The organism is Streptomyces sp. NPDC043870 (assembly GCF_056435785.1).
Genome location: NZ_JBWKDT010000015.1, coordinates 35,871 through 51,835 on the forward strand (window position 1 = coordinate 35,871; position 15,965 = coordinate 51,835).

The 15,965-nt window shown below is 68.5% G+C and carries 18 protein-coding genes; all 18 read left to right on the forward strand.

All coding sequences use genetic code 11. The annotated features are described in order from the left end of the window. Window positions 1-7: 7 nt before the first annotated feature. Window positions 8-1,309 (forward strand): phage major capsid protein, encoded by a 1,302-nt coding sequence (locus tag AC0699_RS19910; protein WP_478661847.1) that lies wholly within the window; start codon window positions 8-10, stop codon window positions 1,307-1,309. Window positions 1,310-1,503: 194 nt separating this feature from the next. Continuing rightward, window positions 1,504-2,499 (forward strand): hypothetical protein, encoded by a 996-nt coding sequence (locus AC0699_RS19915; protein WP_478661849.1) that lies wholly within the window; start codon window positions 1,504-1,506, stop codon window positions 2,497-2,499. Window positions 2,500-2,572: 73 nt separating this feature from the next. After that, complete coding sequence (locus tag AC0699_RS19920) at window positions 2,573-2,848, forward strand: hypothetical protein (RefSeq protein ID WP_478661851.1); 276 nt, start codon at window positions 2,573-2,575, stop codon at window positions 2,846-2,848. Then, on the forward strand, window positions 2,845-4,092 hold the full coding sequence (locus AC0699_RS19925; RefSeq protein WP_478661852.1) for a hypothetical protein: 1,248 nt from the start codon (window positions 2,845-2,847) through the stop codon (window positions 4,090-4,092). Before AC0699_RS19920 ends, AC0699_RS19925 begins: the two co-directional genes overlap by 4 nt. A gap of 573 nt (window positions 4,093-4,665) precedes the next feature. Continuing rightward, window positions 4,666-5,142, forward strand: coding sequence for an IPT/TIG domain-containing protein (locus AC0699_RS19930; RefSeq protein ID WP_478661855.1), 477 nt, complete (start codon window positions 4,666-4,668; stop codon window positions 5,140-5,142). A 121-nt stretch (window positions 5,143-5,263) separates the two neighbouring features. After that, window positions 5,264-5,704, forward strand: a complete 441-nt coding sequence (locus AC0699_RS19935; protein WP_478661857.1) for a hypothetical protein — start codon at window positions 5,264-5,266, stop codon at window positions 5,702-5,704. A 12-nt stretch (window positions 5,705-5,716) separates the two neighbouring features. Then, window positions 5,717-6,580: a hypothetical protein gene (locus tag AC0699_RS19940; RefSeq protein WP_478661860.1), complete on the forward strand. Its 864-nt coding sequence runs from the start codon at window positions 5,717-5,719 to the stop codon at window positions 6,578-6,580. 21 nt (window positions 6,581-6,601) lie between these two features. Beyond that, entirely contained in the window at window positions 6,602-7,237 is a 636-nt protein-coding gene (locus tag AC0699_RS19945; protein WP_478661862.1) for a poly-gamma-glutamate hydrolase family protein, read from the forward strand. A gap of 5 nt (window positions 7,238-7,242) precedes the next feature. Further along, window positions 7,243-7,575 carry a hypothetical protein gene (locus AC0699_RS19950; protein ID WP_478661865.1) on the forward strand — a complete coding sequence of 111 codons (333 nt, stop codon included), beginning with the start codon at window positions 7,243-7,245 and terminating at the stop codon, window positions 7,573-7,575. 1 nt (window position 7,576) lies between these two features. Next, window positions 7,577-8,107 carry a hypothetical protein gene (locus tag AC0699_RS19955; protein ID WP_478661867.1) on the forward strand — a complete coding sequence of 177 codons (531 nt, stop codon included), beginning with the start codon at window positions 7,577-7,579 and terminating at the stop codon, window positions 8,105-8,107. Between the two features lie 153 nt (window positions 8,108-8,260). Further along, window positions 8,261-8,479 carry a hypothetical protein gene (locus AC0699_RS19960; protein WP_478661869.1) on the forward strand — a complete coding sequence of 73 codons (219 nt, stop codon included), beginning with the start codon at window positions 8,261-8,263 and terminating at the stop codon, window positions 8,477-8,479. Then, the gene (locus AC0699_RS19965; RefSeq protein WP_478661871.1) at window positions 8,479-8,907 is read left to right on the forward strand and encodes a hypothetical protein; all 429 of its coding nucleotides are present in this window, start codon (window positions 8,479-8,481) and stop codon (window positions 8,905-8,907) included. Before AC0699_RS19960 ends, AC0699_RS19965 begins: the two co-directional genes overlap by 1 nt. A gap of 13 nt (window positions 8,908-8,920) precedes the next feature. Next, window positions 8,921-9,388 (forward strand): XF1762 family protein, encoded by a 468-nt coding sequence (locus tag AC0699_RS19970; protein ID WP_478661873.1) that lies wholly within the window; start codon window positions 8,921-8,923, stop codon window positions 9,386-9,388. An 85-nt stretch (window positions 9,389-9,473) separates the two neighbouring features. Then, the gene (locus AC0699_RS19975; protein ID WP_478661875.1) at window positions 9,474-10,073 is read left to right on the forward strand and encodes a phage tail tube protein; all 600 of its coding nucleotides are present in this window, start codon (window positions 9,474-9,476) and stop codon (window positions 10,071-10,073) included. A gap of 103 nt (window positions 10,074-10,176) precedes the next feature. Continuing rightward, the gene (locus AC0699_RS19980) at window positions 10,177-10,695 is read left to right on the forward strand and encodes a hypothetical protein (RefSeq protein WP_478661877.1); all 519 of its coding nucleotides are present in this window, start codon (window positions 10,177-10,179) and stop codon (window positions 10,693-10,695) included. 89 nt (window positions 10,696-10,784) lie between these two features. Further along, window positions 10,785-10,991, forward strand: a complete 207-nt coding sequence (locus AC0699_RS19985) for a hypothetical protein (protein ID WP_478661879.1) — start codon at window positions 10,785-10,787, stop codon at window positions 10,989-10,991. Further along, window positions 10,984-15,027, forward strand: coding sequence for a hypothetical protein (locus AC0699_RS19990; protein WP_478661880.1), 4,044 nt, complete (start codon window positions 10,984-10,986; stop codon window positions 15,025-15,027). Before AC0699_RS19985 ends, AC0699_RS19990 begins: the two co-directional genes overlap by 8 nt. Next, the gene (locus AC0699_RS19995; RefSeq protein ID WP_478661883.1) at window positions 15,014-15,955 is read left to right on the forward strand and encodes a hypothetical protein; all 942 of its coding nucleotides are present in this window, start codon (window positions 15,014-15,016) and stop codon (window positions 15,953-15,955) included. The genes AC0699_RS19990 and AC0699_RS19995 overlap by 14 nt, the downstream gene beginning before the upstream one ends. Window positions 15,956-15,965 lie beyond the last annotated feature (10 nt).

Sequence of the window (15,965 nt, forward strand, 5' to 3'; positions counted from 1 at the left end):
CCCCGCAATGGCTGAGAACAAGAGCCTGATCAACAGCCTCAAGACCCAGCTCGCCGAGAAGTCCGCAGAAGCCGAGCGGATCAGCCAGACCTTCAAGGTCGAGGACAACGGCGGCTTCGTCGTGTCCACCGAGCAGGCCAACGCCTTTAAGAAGGTCTCGGCGGAGGCGATGGAGCTCAAGCAGCTCATCGCCGACGCCGAGGGCATGGGCGAGGTCAAGCAGTACCTCGCCGAGCCTGACTCCGTGCCCGCCGCGGGCCAGCACTACGGGCAGAAGCCGCAGGGCCCCATGGAGGGCAAGAGCCTCGGTGACCTGTTCGTCGAGTCCGACGCCTACAAGAACGCCGCCCAGGCCGGCTTCCGCGACCGCCCGTACGTCCGCGCGGAGATGGAGGGCAAGAGCATCTTCAGCCTGTCCGCCGGCACCGTCACCCACCAGACCCTCGGCTCCGCGCAGAACCTCGGGATCGCCGAGCGCGAGTACCGCAAGTTCCACATCCGCGACCTCTTCCCCAAGAGCAGCACCAAGCAGGCCGTGCTCTACGGTGCGCGCGAGACCGGCTGGACCAACAACGCCAAGCAGGTGAAGGAACGTTACGGCGCCGACGGCACCAGCCCGGCGACCGGGGCAGACACCGACACCTGGGGCCGGGCTCCGCGCTCGAAGCTGAGCCTGGTCCCGGTGATGTACCCGGTCAGCGAGATCGCCCACCTGCTCGACGCGCACAAGAACATCCTGTCGGACGAGCCCAGGCTCAAGACCTTCATCAACAGCAGGATGATCGAAGGCGTGAAGTACCAGGAGGACTGGGACCTCCTGCACTCGGTCGGCGACGGCCAGTCGCTCACCGGCATCTTCAACACCCCCGGTGTCCAGCAGTACCAGGGGCTCAACACCGACCAGTACAGCGTGCAGATCCGGCGCTCGATCACCAAGGCCCTGCTCGCCGAGTACGACCCGACCGGCATCGTCCTGTCGCCGACGATGTGGGAACACGTCGAGGTCGAGGAAGACAAGACCGGAGCCTTCCGCGTCGCCCTGCAGATCGCCGTCGGCGCGACCAAGCGCGTCTGGCGCCTGGACGTCGTCGAGACGACCGCCATGGCCGACGACAACTTCCTGGTCGGCGCCTTCGGGCTCGGCGCCCAACTCCACGACAGGGAGTCCGTCTCCGTCACCGTCAGCTCGGAGAATGCGGATAACTTCGAGAAGGGTCTCATTACATTCCGAGCGGACGAGCGAGTCGCCTTGGAAATCCCCCGCCCGGAATCGTTCGTCATAGGCACCTGGACCACCCCCACACAGTAATTTGGCAGGGCATCCGCCGTCGAAGGGGCATCCTCATTGGGGATGACCCTTCACGCATTCACCACTCACGAATCAAAGTTATCCGAGTTGTGTTTGCACTCGGGCGGGGTCGCCGACTACTGTTGATCTTGCTAGAGGCCGGTCGGCGGCACCGTCCCCGGGGCATGGCGACACCGTGAAACGGAGGTCACCGCGTGAGCGGGCCTACGCAAGCATCCGAGAAGTGCAAGGCGACCGACTGCACCGATCGGCGCATCGGGCGACTTGACTGGTGCAACCGCCACTACCAGCGCATGAGGCGCCACGGAAACCTTGAACTCCGCAAGAGAGGCCCGAAACCTAAGCACCCCATGCTGAACTGCGTGCGGTGCAACCTCTCCTTCAAGGCATCAGGAAGCCAGGTCACCGCCCACCAGGATGGTCGCGCCGTCTACTGCTCCCGCGACTGTCAGAAGGCGGCAAATCTCGTCACCCTCCCGTGCGCCGCCTGCGGCAGCAGCGTTGTGCGGAGAAAGTCAGACGCTCGCACCGGAAGGGTCGTCTGCAACGTCGAGTGCCGTTCCCGTGCACCCAAGTCCCAGACCGGCACGACGAAGGCATGCGAGCAGTGCGGCAACGACTTCTATGTGATCAAGGCGCTCGCCGAGGCACGCAAGTACTGCTCCGTACCGTGCAAGAATGCGGCGGCTCGAAGCCGTCAGGTCACGCGAAACTGCGACGCATGCGGTGAGCCGTACACCCGGTCCGCCTCTGCCGCCGGGCGATTCTGCGCGAAGTCCTGCGAGGTGGCTTACCGCGCCGGGAACGGCAAGGGGTACATCAATTCAGACGGTTACCGGATCATCTCCCAGGGCGGAGGCCGCGCGGGTAAGGGGGAGCACCGGCTGAAGATCGAAGACATCCTCAGCCGCATGTTGCTGCCCACCGAGACTGTGCATCACGTCAACGGGATACGGCACGACAATCGCACCGAAGGCCCGCTACTCATGGACGACCGGGGCCGGTTGCGCTCGGGGAACCTCGAACTGTGGTCGCACGCGCACCCGCGCGGGCAGGAGATCGGCCCCAAGCTCGATTACGCACGCGGCCTCCTGGCGCTGTACGGGACCGCTGAGGAGAGGGCCCGGTATGCCGAGTTCGCCACGCATGTGATGGAGGACGCCGGACAGGAAACCGCAGCGGACGACTGACGCAAGCAGGGGACGCAAAGCGGGGCGGTCCGTACGGTCCGCCCCGTTGTCGTCGATGAGAGTGAGGTCCCCGATGCCGGAGAGTCAGTCCGTCGGACTGGTCGCGGAGTTGGAAGCGCTGTTGGAAGCGCCGACCGCGCGCAAGGGCCCGCCGTGCAGCGTCGGGAGCGTGCTGGCATCGGTCGACGAGGAGACCGCGGCCACGCTGCGCCGCATCCTCGACTCCCGAACGGTCTCCTCCACCGCCATCGCCGAGGTGCTGAACCAGCACGGCCGGAAGGTCACTGCGTACACCGTGGCGCGCCACCGCCGCCGCGGCGAGCCCAACGGATGCCGGTGCGCAGGATGAGCTTGACGAACGACCTGAACGCGCTGCTCCAGCCGACCTCCGGCACTCAGTCGCAGCCCAGTGAGGTCCTGCGCGCGCCTGCCCCGGCTCCGCGAGGCTGGGAGTCCGGCGTCCGCTACGAGCCGGGCGGCACGATGGTCGTCACCGCCCCGGCCGCCGAACAACCGCCCAACAGTGAAGCCGACTGGCGCGCCCGGGTCGAGGAACTGGGGCTCCCCATCCCCGAGGGCTGGCGAGTGCGCCTGGTCGAGGCTCGCCACGATCCGGCCGCGTGGCATCGCGATGCTCAAGGCGAGGACGCTGTCACCCGGCCGGTCTGGCGCTGCCGGTACGTCGTCGAACCCGCGGCCCCTGCATGGCTGTCCGCAGGCGACGTCGATGCCCTGGTCCGCGACGCGATGCGCCGCCGTCGCAAGCCCCGCGCGGCTGTCGACACTGCGGAGCGCGCACTGGTCGTGGTGTACGCCGACGCACAGGCCGGCAAGGTCGGCAGAGACGGCGGCACCCCGGAACTGATCGGGCGCGTGGCGGAGCGGTTTGACCGGCTCGACGACCACATACGGGACTTGAAGGCGATCGGCCAAGGACCCACGGCCGCGTACTGGATGGACGCCGGAGACTGCGTCGAGAACTACGAGAACACCGCACAGCAGGCGTACACCAACGACCTGAGCATGACCGAGATGATCCGTGTGCACCGCCGGATCACCTTCGAGGGACTGGACCGTCTCGCCGGGCGGTTCGGCCGTGTCGTCGCAGCGACGTGCGGCTCCAATCACGGTCGGGTCCGCCGTGGTCGTGAAGCCGTCGGCCCGCCCAGCGACGACTGGGGCATCGAGGTGATGAGCCAGGTCGCCGACGCCTACTCCCGGAACACCGACGCGTTCGGGCACGTCAGCTTCGTGTTGCCGGAGAAGTGGCGGGAGACCGTGAGCCTGGACATCGCCGGGACCACGGTGGGGCTCGCGCACGGCCACCAGTACCCGCGCCCGGAGAAGGCCGGGGACTGGTGGAGAGCGCAGTCCTTCGGCCGTCAGGCCGTCGCAGACGCCGCAATCTTGATCACCGGCCACTACCACCATTTCCGGACCCAGCAGCTCGGCAACGGCCGCCTGCACATCCAGGCGCCCACCCTTGACAATGGATCGGACTGGTACACGGCTCGGTCCGGCGAGGTCTCATCTGCTGGACTGCTCGTGTTCAGCTTGGGCCCGGACGGCTGGGACCACCTTCGAGTGCTCTAGCCCTCTTCAGCGCCGTCCAGTGCTTCCAGGGAGCAAGCAGGCTGTAGCTGCTGCGAGTTGATCGATCTAAGCCTGCGGCTTCGCAACTGCCCAATCTCTACGGGGACACTGCCCTCTGACTCGCCATTTCAACGCCCGCGAGGCTTCGTTTGCCCGAGTGGGCACTCGGAGCGCCGTAGTGTACTGCAAGATCACGTCATTTCAACCTAGGCATGGGATCTCTGTCCGATTTCCAGTCGTTGTTTCCTTCGGGTGCAGGGCACTGCGCCAGTAGAGGGAGCCGAAGGTGGCATCGACACGGAGGTCTCGCCGATGAATGGTCAGACAGATCAGCGAACGGTTCTGCTCATGCTTGTTGGCTGCGGTGCCGTGTACGCAGCTTTCGAGCACCCGTCACTCGGCACCGCCCTGTTGGTCGGAGTCGGTGTGATGACGCTGCTGCATCTCTTGATGCAGGACCGGTAATCCGTGGCGCCAGACTCCGATGACACTCGCTCAAGATGCGTTGGCACAGGACACAAAACCTCGCCACGGCCATCCTTCCTCGACCACCGCATCGTGAGGAAGGACATCATGGGCCTGTATCGCCAGGACGGCTCCCGCATCACCAAGGCGACGTTCCCCGCCGCCGCGCTCGACGATCCGCCCGTGCAGGTAACCGAAGACGTCTACGTCTCCGAGCCGTACGGGCGCGGGGACGGGCAGCCGGAGGGCTCCAAACGCTTCATGCTCTACCCGGCCGGGACGATCGTCCTGCGCTCCGCCGTCGACCGCATGTTCACCGCAGCGGCCATCACCAGCATCAACCCGACCAAGGGTCCGGCGGCAGGCGGCACCACGGTCACCATCAAGGGCAGCAACCTGGACGGGGTCTCCGCGGTCAGCTTCGGCGCGACCGCTGGCACCGATCTCCACATCCGCTCGGCCGGTGAGCTGACAGTGACGGCGCCTCCGGGCGAGGCCGGTGCCGTCGCCGTCGAACTCGCCGACGACAGCGGCGCCGTCTCCAAGGCCAACGGCTTCACCTACGAGGCCCCCGCCGGCGGCTGACCGAGACGACAGGGCCCCACTGCGCGTGCGGCCCTGCGTCGTGCCTCGCACCGCGCGACACAAGCCGAACCCCTTGTGCAGGGTGCGCGCGATCGGACCGACACCCCTTGAGGAGCCATCCATGGCCAGCACCCCCCGCACCCGCAAGACCACCGCGAAGGCGCCAGCCGAGGCAACCACCCCCGAAGTCGACTCCACCCCCGCCGCACCGGACGCCGCCCCGCTGGAGCCGCCGCGCGTCGACGAGGCCCCGGAGCCCCCGGCCCCGAGTCCGTACGCCACCCCGACCGAGGTCATCCCCGACGAGGAGAACCTGTCCGACGTCATCCTCGACGACGCCACCGGCCAGCCGCCCGCGGACGTCGACTCCGTGTTCGTGCCGCTCACCCCGTTCGGCTCGACCCTCCAGTGCACCGTCCGCCTGGTCGAGCGCACCTTCCTCGGGCCGCACCGCAACCCCGTCACCCGCCTGCTCCAACCGAAGGGCGCCGTGGTCTCCGAGGGCATCGCCGCCCGCATCCGTGAACGCCTCGACGCGCAGGCCGCGCGCACCAACCAGTAAGGGAGACGACGGGTGTCGGTCTACGACCACAAGCCCATGTGGGCCGGGGCGCACTGCGACCCGGCCCCGGCCGGTGGCGAGGTAACGCGCCTCGACCTGTACGCCACGCCCGAGCGTGACGGGCCGGTGGTCGCCTCGGCCGCCCCCGCGTCCCGACTCCGAGCCGGGGTGTACCGGTTCGCCCTGCCCACGGTCCCACCGGGCCGCTACTGGGGCACGATTACCTTCACCCCCAACTCGGCGGCACAGCCCGTCACGGACACCTCCGTGCGCCTCGACCTCCCCCTGGGGCAGGGGCTGGTCGGATCACCCGAAGCGGTCGCCGACGCCCTCGGCGTCCCCCTTCCGCTTATCTCTGCCCAGCGCAGCGCCTACGAGGAGGAGATCCGCAACGCACAGGCGGACGTCGTCGCGTACCTCGACCGGCCCCTCGTACCGACCGCGACCACGCTGCGCGGTGTCACCCCCCACTGGACCGACGCACTCGACGACATAGAAGCCTGGCCGGTCCACCTCGACGACATCGCCGAAGTGATCACCTACCGGGCCAACACGGACGGCACGTACGACGTGGACCTCCTCGTCGGCCTGAACGGCGCCCAGGAGGAAACCGTCGTACGTTACGTGGTCGCGCACGCCGCCGAGTCCGCCCGTCAACGCCCGGACCAGAGCGCCGGATCGGGCAGGCGGGTCTCCTCAGTGAGCGCGGAAGGACAGTCGATCTCGTACGACTCCGCACCCACTACCGGTCAGGCAGGCGCCCTCCCCACGATCAACAGCCTCAACCGGCTGCGCCGCCTCGTCTTCCAGCCGCTGTCCCGCCCGCCGCGTGCCCCGTGGCCGTACTCGTCCAGTCGCCCGCGGCGCTGGCGCTGACCATAAGGAGGGACGGGGCCCATGGGCGACCTGTACCAGTCGTACGCGGAGCTGGCGAGCGGCCAGATCGAAGGCATCCACTACCAGCGGACGTGGCGTACCAGCGCATTCTCGACCCTGTGCCACCTCGCGATCCACGGGGGCGGAATCGAGCAGGGCACGACCGAACTCGCCGACGCAGCCGCGGGCGACGTCCACGACTTCTACACCCTCGATGGGTTCAAAGAGGCCGGCACCAACGCGGAGCTGCACATCACGTCGACCCGCTTCGACGAGCCGCAGGGCCTGGCCATGGCAAAGGCCGCGAGCCACATCGTGTCGTGGCACGGCGCGGCCGGCACCACAGCAATGACCTACCTCGGCGGCCTCGACTACAACCTGCGCGACCAGATCGGCGAGGCCCTGGCCAATGCGGGCTTCGCCGTCAGCGTCGCCGCCGAAGACCTCAACGGGAACCACCCAGCGAACATCGCCAACCGCGGCACCCGCCAAATGGGTGTGCAGCTCGAACTCACCAACGCGCAGCGCACGCAGTTCTTCGAGGGCGGTGACATGAGCCGCGCGAACCGGAAGAACACCAACCCCGCCTTCACGATGTACATCACCGCCGTGACCACTGGCATCCGGCAGGCCCTCGTCATCCCCGGGAAGGGCTGAGCACCGTGGCGGTCGTCCTGGCGAACCGGCAACTGACGCTGTACGCACTCGAGCACCCGTGGGCCCGAGACGCGAACGGCGTCCCGGTGCCGCCGGACCCGAACCAGCGCCCCAAGCCGGGCGGCACCTGGCCCGGCTCCGCACTGGAACAGCCGGACGACACTTGGTCCCTGCGCCTGGACCCCGCCGCCTGGCCCGTGGAGCCGGGCGACATCGTCGGTGACGAGACGGGCATGACCTGGACTGTCACCACCGCTCGTCTTCACCAGGTGCCCGGCTGCCCGGCCGTCGACTACGTCCAGGTCACCGCCACCCGAAACCCGCCGGAGGTGCCCTGAGTTGGCGAAGTTCACCCCGAACCCCGCGCTGGAGACGATGCTCGCGCGGATGATCGCCCCACACATCCAGCGCATCGCCCATCAGGTCGAGGTCGAAGCCAAGCGCCTCGCCCCGCCCACGAAGCGGTGGGTCACGACGGCCGACGACAAGGTCCGCCCCACTCACATCCAAGCCCAGGGCAAGGTCGTGCCGGGCAACCTGCGCTTCACGATCAACAGCATGGACTGGGACCGTAAGCACCGCGGCGTCGGCCCGAACACGTACATGCTCCAGCCGCGCGACGAGTCTTCCCGCGCCGTCGCGAACCTCAAGAACTGCCGTTGCACCACGGCGATCGACCCCGACGGCATCGCCCGGAACATCAGCACCGGCCAGCCGATCATCACCGGCAAGAAGGTCACGGTGACCGTCACCGCCCGCGGCCCCATGGTCGTCGAAGCCGAAGTCGGCACCGTCTACCCCGGCAACCTCATCGCCCACGGGGCGCACTTCATGGCCCGCGCCGCGGCGATCGTAGCCGCCCGACGCTGACGCTGCCGGCACTGCTGCGATCCCAGAGCCCACGACAGGGCAGTTCAACGCAGTGCCGCGTGCCTCGCCACCGAGTAGTCGCCACAGGGCTATCGGGCAAAACCACCGGGCAGGGCACGACGTAAACCGGGGCCAGAGTTCACAGTGCGCGGCATGACGACGAAGAACCTCACCAAGACCGCCGCCCCGGACGCTCCAGCCGATGAAGCCAAGATCGCTCGCGCCAGCAGTGCCGCCGCCGGGCTGGAGACCATCACACTGTCCAACCACCTTCGCATCAACGGCACCGAACACCTGCCGGGCGCCACGATTCGTGTGCCGGCGGACTACGCGCGTCGTCTGCGCCTGTCCGGCTACGTCGCCCGAACCTGATGAGCGCGGCGTACAGCATCGCCGACACCGATCCGGTTTCGGCGGTCCTCTCCTGGCTCCAGAAGCACCCCCGCGTGGCCGAGGCCCTGGGTGGCCCCGGCCGCGTGTCCGGGATCTCCGAGGCTCCGTGGCCGCACCTGCGCGTTACGCACGGCACCGGCGGGGACCTGCGCACCTTGACGTGGGCTACGGAGCCCGAGGTGACGCTTGAGGTGTACGGCGATCCTGGCGGCTGGCCGGGGCAAGCCGAGCTGCGGCGCATCATCCTCGTCTGCGCGGCCGCGGCCACGGAGCTGCCCGACGCTGCGCACGCACCCGGCCAGCCCGTCATCAGCGGCGTCCGCCCCTCCGGCACTCTCCTGTGGTCCCCGCTCGTCGATGGTCAGCCGCGTTGGCTCTTCGGCCTGCTGGTCGCTCTTCACCCGTAGGCGGGCACCAGCCGTGAACGTCGACGACGGGGTGCGTCTGCACCTGGTGCCCCTGCGGCAGAAGCAGGCGAAGGAGTTCGTCGCCCAGTGGCATCGCCATCACCAGCCGCCGCCCGGCGCCGTCTTCACCGTCGGCGCCGCCGACCAGCAGGGGGTGCTGCGGGCCGTCGCGATCGTCGGGCGCCCCGTCGCCCGTCACCTCGACGACGGCGAGACGTTGGAGGTCACCCGCACGGCGACAGACGGCGTCCGAAACGCCAACAGCCTGCTGTATGGCGCCTGCTGGCGTGCTGCCCAGGCCCTGGGCTACTCCCGTCTCATCACGTACACGCAGGACGGCGAGTCCGGCGCGAGCCTGCGCGGCGCCGGGTGGCAGATCATCGCGAAGCGCCCGCCCCGCGGCGGCTGGCACTGCGCGAGCCGCCCGCGTACGTCACGAGGTACCGAGCAGATCGCTCGGACCCTCTGGGAAGCGTCGTAGCGCTCAGGCTAGCGCGCGACGTTAACCCCCTGCTCTCCCCAAGGTTCCGGGGCCCGATCACCGGACCCCCAGGGAGAAGCCCGTCATGGCAGGCGAGACCGCCAACAACAACGAAATCGTCATCCCCTCGCTCACCCGCGTGTGGCTCGCCGAGGTCGGCACCACCGCGCCCGCCGACGCCACCGTCGCGATGCCCTCCGGGTGGCGAGCCGTCGGCCTCACCACCGAGGACAGCCTGAAGTTCAACAACGAGCCCAACTTTGAACAGGTGCGCTCCGCCCAGTCCTCCTATCCGACCCGGACCTTCCAGACCCAGGACGCCTCCACCATCGAGGTCGACCTCCAGCAGTGGTCCGGCGAGAACTTCCGAGCCGTGTACGGCGGCGGCGATATCACCGAAGTCACCGCCGCTGACACCAAGAAGCACTACAAGTTCACGCCGCCCCGGATCGGCTCGCGCTCGGAGATCGCCGCGTGCATCGAGGTGATCGACGGCGGCAAGAACTACCGCTACATGGTGCCGCGCACCATGCAGATGGAGGGCGTCAACACCGAGTTGGCCAAGACGAAGGAAGCGGTGCTTCCGCTGCGCCTGGCCGTGCAGGGCGGCGACGACTCCGACGCCTGGTACGTGATCACGAACGACCCGAGCTTCGCTCCGCCCACGCCGCCGGCGGGCGGCTGACCTCTCGCCACGGCAGCGCGCGACACAAGCCTCACCGGCTTGCCAGTGTCCGCGCGCTGCCGCACTCCGCGACTCAGCCCGCACACACGAGAGGCCCGCCCGCATGTCCTTCGTCATCGACCTCGACGCCGCCGAACGCCGCGAGGTCCGCTATCCCCACGGCATCCCGGTGCAGTATCGGGGCGAGCAGTTCATATACCCGTCCGAGCTGCCCGCCGAGACCCTGGACCCGCTGCTCTCCGACGACCTCGATCTGGTCGGCCTGCTCCGCGATGTCATCAACGCGAGTGAGAACCCCACCGCCGCCGCCGTCATCGACCTGATCTTCAAGCGACCGCATCTGCCGCGCCAGTTCGTCGAAGCGATCTACGAGGTCCACAAGATCCTCCTGGGCAACGAGGAGTACGAGCGGTTCAAGACCCTGCGCCCCTCCCTGCCCGCGTACGTCCGTCTCACCACTGGCCTGATCAAGGTGTACGGCGTTGACCTGGGAAAGTCCTTCGGACTGGGCGACTCCTCCGAGAACGGTGGGGAGACGTCGAGTCCGACCTCAGCCGATACCACGGACTCGACGCCCGAGGAATCTGGCGACAGCCCGGAGAGCCCGGCTTCCTCGGACTGAGGCGTCTGATCGTCCTGATCGACGGCCTCCCCGAGGACTCCCGCGTCCAGTCCGCCCAGATCAACGGGTGGACCAAGGAGACAGAGCTCTTGGCGCAGCTGATCGAAGAGGTCAGCATCCTGGCCGCCGACCGGCGACGTGACGAGCCGACGTCCATCCCTCGCCCGTTCAACCCCGCCGACGCCCCTCCCGAGCGGACCGGCGCGCAGTCGCAGCCGCAGCCCGCCCCCAAGCTCACGGGGCACCGGCAGATGCTCGCGGCCGCGATGCAGAGAGGAATGGTCCGCAGTGGCTGAGGGCCTTCAGGCTGGCCGCCTGGACGTGCCAGTCGTCGCCGACCTCGCCGGGTTCGCACGCGAACTGCGCACGAAGGTCGAGGCGGCCGCCGAGGACCTGGCCGTAAAGGTCAAGGTCAAGGTCGACGACAAGAACCTGCGCAAGAAGCTCGAAACCGCCGTCAAGGAGGCGTCGAAGGGCGTCAGCGCCAAGGTCAAGATCAAGGTCGACGACCAGCGGCTCCGCACGGAGCTGGACGGCATCGCGCGGCGCATCGCCGGGACGGACGTCCGCGTGCCCGTTCGACCGGACGGCGACTCGGACAGCCACAGCCGCAACGGCGGCCTCCTCTCCGGCGTCCGCGACCTGATCCGCGGCGCGCAGGGCGAAGCCGACCGCACTCCGGTCAACGTGCCGGTGCAGATGCGGATGCCGCGCGGCCGTAGGTCGATGCGGATGCTCGGCCTCGGCTCCCTGCTCTCGCTCGCACAGCCCGCCGTGGCCGCGCTCACCCAGTACGGGGCCGGGCTGACCGCGCTCGTCTCCGCGGCCGCGCCCGCGGTCGGCGTCCTGGGCGCGATACCCGGCCTGATCGTTGCGGCCGGCACCGCGGCGATCGGCACGAAGCTGGCTTTCAGCGGGTTCGGGGAAGCGCTGAAGCAGACCCTCAAGGCGCAGCAGCAGGCGGCCAACGGCGCCAAGTTGACCAAGGCGCAGCAGCAGGCCCTTGCCCAGTCTCTCGCTGGCCTGTCCGTCTCGGCACGCAAGTCCGTCACGACGGTCGCGAGCCTGAGCGGCGCATGGCGCAAGATGCGCCAGTCCGTGCAGGAACGGTTCTTTTCGCAGGTCGCGGATGAGATCAAGCCCCTCTCGTCGTCCGTGCTGCCACTGCTGAAGGACTCGCTCGGCGACACGGCGGGCCAGATGGGAAGCCTGGCCAAGCGGGGCGCCCAGTTCATGCAGACCGGCCCGTTCCGCCGGGACTTCAAGCAGATCGCTGCCACGAACAGCACTGCCGTCGGGCACATGACCGATGGCCTCGCGAACCTAGGGCACGCGAGTCTCGACTTCCTGGTGGCCTCCGGCCCTTTCGTAGAACGGGTCAGCCGTGGCGCTGAAAGGTTCACTCAGTGGGCGCGGGCTTCCGTCCAGGCCGGGCGGGAGACGGGCTCCTTGGCTCGGTTCCTTGACCACGCCGGGGACAAGGCCGCTCAGCTCGGCCACTCCACGTGGGACCTGGTCAAGGGCCTCGGTGGGGTAGGCAAGGCCGCCCAGGACAGCGGCAACGCCCTGCTCGACGGTTTCGAGGGCACGATGAGCCGCTTCAAGCGGTGGGCGAACTCGGCCAAGGGCCAGACGTCGATGAAGCAGTTCTTCAGCGACGCTGCGCCCACGTTCCACGAGCTCAACCGCCTGGTCGCGGACTTCTTCCGTGGGATGGGCCGGGCCGCGAAGGACAACGGGGTCACAGACCTCATCCGGCAGATCCGCACCGAGTTGATGCCGGCGCTCGGGTCTTTTTTCAACAGCATCGGCCATTCCATCGGCCCTGCCCTGATCAGCCTGGTCTCCAACCTGGCCACCGCGATCGGGAACCTCGCCGCCGCCGGTAGCGGGCTCGGTGTACTGCTGGCAGCCTTCAACGGGCTGCTGCACGTCTTCAACTCTCTGATGGGCGTGATCCCCGGCGCGAACACCGTGCTGGCGACGCTCCTCGGCACGATGCTCGCCCTCAAGGTCGTCTCCGCCGTGTCGACCGCGCTGCGGGGCTTCGGCACGTCCATGGCCACCGCCACCCGCTCCGCGACATCGCTGGGCAGCGTGATGCGGGGCTCCCTGGGGCCCGGAGTGATCGGCCCGCAGGCCACCTTGTGGCAGCGGATGGGCGGCGCTTACCGGACCGCGTCCACCGAGGGCGGTCGTCTGTCCGGCACGCTGCATGGGATCGGGGCCGCGAACCGGACCGCGTCTCGGGCGATCGGCGGTATGACGTCCGCGCTCGGTGGTCCGCTCGGCATCGCAATGGCCGGTGTCACCATCGGGCTCGGCTTGCTGGCTGCGAAGCAAGAGGCTGCGGCTCGTGCCGCCGCCGCGCATGAGGAGCGCATCAGCTCTCTGGCTCAGGCTCTCGCGGACTCGAATGGACAGATCGACGCCAACGTGAGGGCCCAGGCGGCTCAGTACCTCCAGGACGTCAAGCTCTCCGACGGCAAGGGGAAGCTCGTCGACGTCCTTCGCGAGGCGGACGTCAGTCTCCGGGATGTCACGAACGCGTACCTCGACCAGGGCGGTTCGATATCCGGGCTGGAGAAGAAGCTGCGTGCCCTCGCCAAGGAGACCGAGCACTACGTATCCAAGGGCCCCAAGGTCGACGTGCTGGAGATGACCGACGAGGGCAAGAGATACGAGGCCGCCGCCAACGCCCTGAAGGGGATGAGCGGCGAACTCGACAAGTCAAAGACCAAGGCGAAGGAACTCAACGAGGCGGTCAACGGAAGTGCCAGCACCGGCACGTCCGCTTACGACCGCCTACAGAGCGCCGTGCAGGGCTTCAGCGACAAGACCAAGAGCGCCGACGAGCGGGTCGACAACCTGCGGCGCGCGCTCGACGCACTCAACGGCAATTCCCAGTCCTTCCATGACGCGACCGCGCAGCTCAACTCCGTGATGTTGCAGATCGACGACACGATGAAGGGCAACATCGACCGTGCCGAAGGGTGGGGGAAGGCCCTCGTCGACAGCGACGGCCTGGTCAACACCGCTTCCCGTAACGGCCAGACCCTGAACGGGCAACTCACCGAACTGCGCGACTCGATGCTCGGCGTCGCCACCCGCGCTCAGGAGGCCGCGGAGCAGGGCCTGATGCCCATGTCCGAAGCGATGGACAAGGGGCAGGGCGCGATGGAGAGGGCCCGCGCGAAGGCCATCCAGCTTGCGATGGACATGGGCATCCCCAAGGCGCAGGCGAAGGCGCTCGCCGACCAGATGGGCTTTATCCCGGAGACCGTCACCACGCTGATGACGACCAAGGGCATCCCGGAGTCCACCGCCCAGGTCCTGGGGCTGCGCGGCAAGCTCGACAGCCTCGGCGCGGGGAAGTCGATCACTGTCAAGGCACCGACCGCCGACGCACGCAAGCAGCTCGAACTCCTCGGTTTCACAGTGCAGACCCTGCCCGGCGGCAAGAACGTGAAGGTCACTGCGCCAACGGGCGGCGCCCGCGTCAACATCGCCGCCCTCGCGCAGGACATCGCGAATGCGCCGAACCGGAAGAACGTCACGGTCAACGCCATCATCAAGCAGGCGACGGGCGACCTGACCGCGATCCGCGACAAGGTCGCTGCACTGCCACCAGGCAAGAAGCTGAAGATGGAAGCGCCGACGGCGACGGCGCAGCAGATGATCAAGGACCTGGGTTTCAAGGTCAAAGAACTCAAGGGCAAGAAGGTCGAGATCACCGCGCCCACCGGGACGGCGACCTCCAACGTCCAGACCATCCAGAGCAAGATCAACAGCCTCACAGGCAAGACCGTCCGCGTCACGGTCGAGTACACGACCAAAGGCAAGCCGTACGTCTCCGAGCACGCGAACGGCGGCATCGTCCGGTACGCCAACGGCGGCATCCGCCACGCCGGCAACCGGATCAAGGCGTTCGCAGCCGGTGCCGAACGGCACGTCGCGCAGATCGCCCGGCCCGGCGAGTGGCGCCTATGGGCGGAGCCGGAGACCGGCGGCGAGGCGTACGTGCCGCTCAGTCCGGCCAAGCGCACCAGGTCAAAGGCCATCGTCGAGCAGGTCGTGCGCGAGTTCGGCGGCGTCGTCGCCTGGGCGAACGGCGCGCTGCGCCAGTACGCCGACGGCGCGGTCGCCATCAACCGCGGCACACGCGCGGCCGCCCCCCGCGCCTCTGCCCCGCAGGCCGTCAGCCCGGCCCTCGTTGGCGGTGACCTCAACCTCACCATGACCGCCCGCCCCATGAGCCCAGGAGAGGCACTGAACGACGCGATGTTCGAGCTGCGCCGCATACGTCGGGGAGGTGCCCATGTCGCTGGCTGAGGGCGAGTGGAAGCTGTCGTACAGCGCGAACGGCGTGCACCCCGCCGCCTCGTTCACGTTCGGCACCATACGGTCGGGCTACTACCTGCTGGAGCCGTACGAGATCGCGTACGGTGACACCGACACCGGCGATATCCCGTTGCCGAGGGCGGACGGCATCCGGTTCGGGCAGGACTTCAAGGCCGCTGCCACCATCACCTTCGAGATCGGTGTCGACGCCGTCGATGACGCGCTTACGCAGCAGGGCCGCCACGGCGCGAACCTCGACCGGCTGTCGGCCATGGGGCAGGCGTGGGACGCCGAGGCGGTGCGCCTGCGGTTCGGCACCCCGGCCGTCCTATCGACCGTGCAGGGCGGCCGGGCCCGACGCTTCTACGGCCGTCCCCGGAAGTGGGCACCGGCCGCGTCGAAGCTCACGCGGCAGGGCTATACCCCGGTGGTGGCGACCTTCGCCTGCCAGGACGACACCTCGTACGACGACCGTGAGCAAGTCGCCCGCGTCGACATCAATCCGCCCCCGCACCGGGGGCTCGTCGGGCCGCTGACCACGCCGCTCACGATGACTGGCGCCGGCTCCGGAAAGGTCCCCGGCGAGGTGATAGTGGGCGGCACCAAGAGCACGTGGCCAGTGGTCACCATCTACGGACCGATCACCGATCCCGCGATCGAAGTCGTCGGCCGGTGGAAGTCCACACTCGACCTCACACTCGGCGTTGGCGACCGCGTCGTCATTGACCCCCGCCCATGGGCGCGCACGGTCCTGCGCAACGGCACCGCATCCGTGGCCGGGTTCTTGTACCGCGGCTCACCCCGCCTTGAAGACATGCGACTGCCCGTCGGGCGGCAGGACTTCATCCTGCGCGGAACCGACGTCACCGGCACGGCGTACATGACCGTCGCCTGGCGCGACGCCTACGCGTACCTGTAGCCCAGCGCGC